Here is a 1,843-nt window from a genome sequence, read left to right as displayed (position 1 = left end):
GGAGCCCATCGGGAACATCCCGCCAGCCGAAGCCGAGGCCAACTTCTACGCCGCTCTGGAAACCGAACCCATGGCCGCGTAACTAAACGCAATCAGCCTCCGGCAAACCCGGAGCGGTTCAACGCGCCGACGCCGTCACCGACTTCGGCGATGCCCGGCTCTGGTCCGAGACCACCCGGATCGACCTCCGCGTCGCCGAGGTCGCGAACCCGCGCCCCGGCGACAGGATCGAGATCGACGGGGATGCTTTCCTCATTCAGGGCGAGCCTCTCCACGACCGCGAGCGGCTGGTCTGGACTGTGGACTTGCGCCCAGCATGAAACTGAAGCTCGACATCGATCCCGACATCGTCGCGATGATGGCGGCCGAAGTTGCGGCGGGCGAGCGCGCTGTGACGGCCGCCATGCGCGAGGTCGGGACCGGGCTGAAGTCGGCCTGGCGTTTGCAGATCACCGGCGCGGGGCTTGGGTTCCGGCTGGCCAACTCGATCCGAAGCCAGAACTTCCCGAGGTCCGGCGAAAGCCTCGACGCCGCGGCGCTGGTGTGGTCGAAGGCTCCGGTCATCGTGGGCGCGCATGACACCGGCCCGTTGATCCGCTCGAAAAACGGGTTCTGGCTGGCGATCCCGCTGCCGGCCGCAGGCAAGTTCCTGCGGGGCGGCAGGATCACGCCCGGCGAATGGGAGCGCCGCCGTGGCCTCCGCCTGCGCTTCGTTTATCGCCGGACGGGCCCGAGCCTGCTGGTCGCCGAGGGGCGGCTGAACACCAAAGGCCAGGCGGTGGTGTCGCGCCCGAAGACCGGGCGTGGCAAGGTCACCGCGCCGATCTTCCTGCTGGTGCCGCAGGTCAAACTGCCGAAGCGGCTGGACCTCGCGCGAGATGCAGACAGGGCGTTCGACGGTGTGCCGGGGCTGATCGTGGCGAACTGGGTGGAGGGTCGGTGAAAGGTATGTCCACCGTTGTCTGCTGGACGTGACAACTCTGCCATTCTCAAGCTCGCCCCGTGTCTACCCAAGGAAGGTAGCTGTTTGTATTCCTTTGGATAAGTCCGAAACGTGGATATTTCGTCCTCTCGTCAGTCACTTAAAAATATGAAGTTTTCAACAGGTTGTGAGCAAGTGTCTTAATAAACGCGAAAGTGAGACACTAGTGAGACAGCTGGACCGCTAGTTATTCACAAGGTCTGCTCGACAGTTTTCCCACTTATGGCATGATATTCTTATATGAAAAGAGAAATTAAATTTAGGGCTTGGGATAAAGCCGATAAGATGATGTACTACGACATCATTTATGGTATTGAGTTTGAGGACGGTAGTAAGTACGACTTCTGCAACTTTATCGGGGAAAAAGATCCAAGTGATTATCACGAATGGGTATCAATGCAATACACCGGCATTAAAGACAAGAACGGCAGGGAGATTTATGAGGGGGGTGTTCTTCACTACGGCTATTACGGAAAGTGGGATGGAGTGTCTGAAGAACCAGAAGAAGACCTGGACAGACCAATGAACTTCGAAGTGCGTTGGTCAGAGGCCGTTGGAGGCTTCGTCGCCAACGGATACGTAAGAACAAGTTCTAACCTTGGTGAAGTCATCGGCAACATCTACGAGGACCCAGAGCTGCTGAAGAAGTAGGCGAGAGCGGCGGGACTCGAACCCGCGACCCCTCGACCCTCAATCGAGTGCGCTAAAGCGTTTTGCTTTTAGCATGACGCGTATCCTGCTGCTTTGAAGAAGCTCCAGCACTCCTCGGGATCGAAGATGCCACAGATATCGCCGAGCGCCCGGATGAGCGTATCGTAGGTCCGCGCGCCGATGCGGCGGAGGTGGGCTTTCAGCTTGGAG

General features: G+C 58.9%; 2 protein-coding genes and 2 pseudogenes. 3 read left to right on the top strand and 1 reads right to left on the bottom strand.

Translation table 11 applies throughout. The features are described from left to right. Nucleotides 1–119: 119 nt before the first annotated feature. The 3 genes and pseudogenes from DR046_RS24775 to DR046_RS22795 all read left to right on the top strand — a co-directional run. Nucleotides 120–320: pseudogene (locus DR046_RS24775) on the top strand (head-tail joining protein); the annotation flags it as partial. Next, nucleotides 317–943 (top strand): DUF6441 family protein, encoded by a 627-nt coding sequence (locus tag DR046_RS22800; RefSeq protein WP_115384622.1) that lies wholly within the window; start codon nucleotides 317–319, stop codon nucleotides 941–943. The pseudogene DR046_RS24775 and the gene DR046_RS22800, both read left to right, overlap by 4 nt. A 279-nt stretch (nucleotides 944–1,222) precedes the next feature. Continuing rightward, nucleotides 1,223–1,633 carry a YopX family protein gene (locus DR046_RS22795; protein ID WP_115384621.1) on the top strand — a complete coding sequence of 137 codons (411 nt, stop codon included), beginning with the start codon at nucleotides 1,223–1,225 and terminating at the stop codon, nucleotides 1,631–1,633. Between the two features lie 68 nt (nucleotides 1,634–1,701). Here DR046_RS22795 and DR046_RS24510 read toward each other — a convergent pair. Beyond that, nucleotides 1,702–1,843: pseudogene (locus DR046_RS24510) on the bottom strand (IS630-like element ISSpo6 family transposase); the annotation flags it as partial.

It is taken from the genome of Jannaschia formosa, assembly GCF_003340555.1.
Lineage (GTDB): Bacteria > Pseudomonadota > Alphaproteobacteria > Rhodobacterales > Rhodobacteraceae > Jannaschia > Jannaschia formosa.
This window is presented reverse-complemented; position numbering and strand designations above follow the sequence as displayed.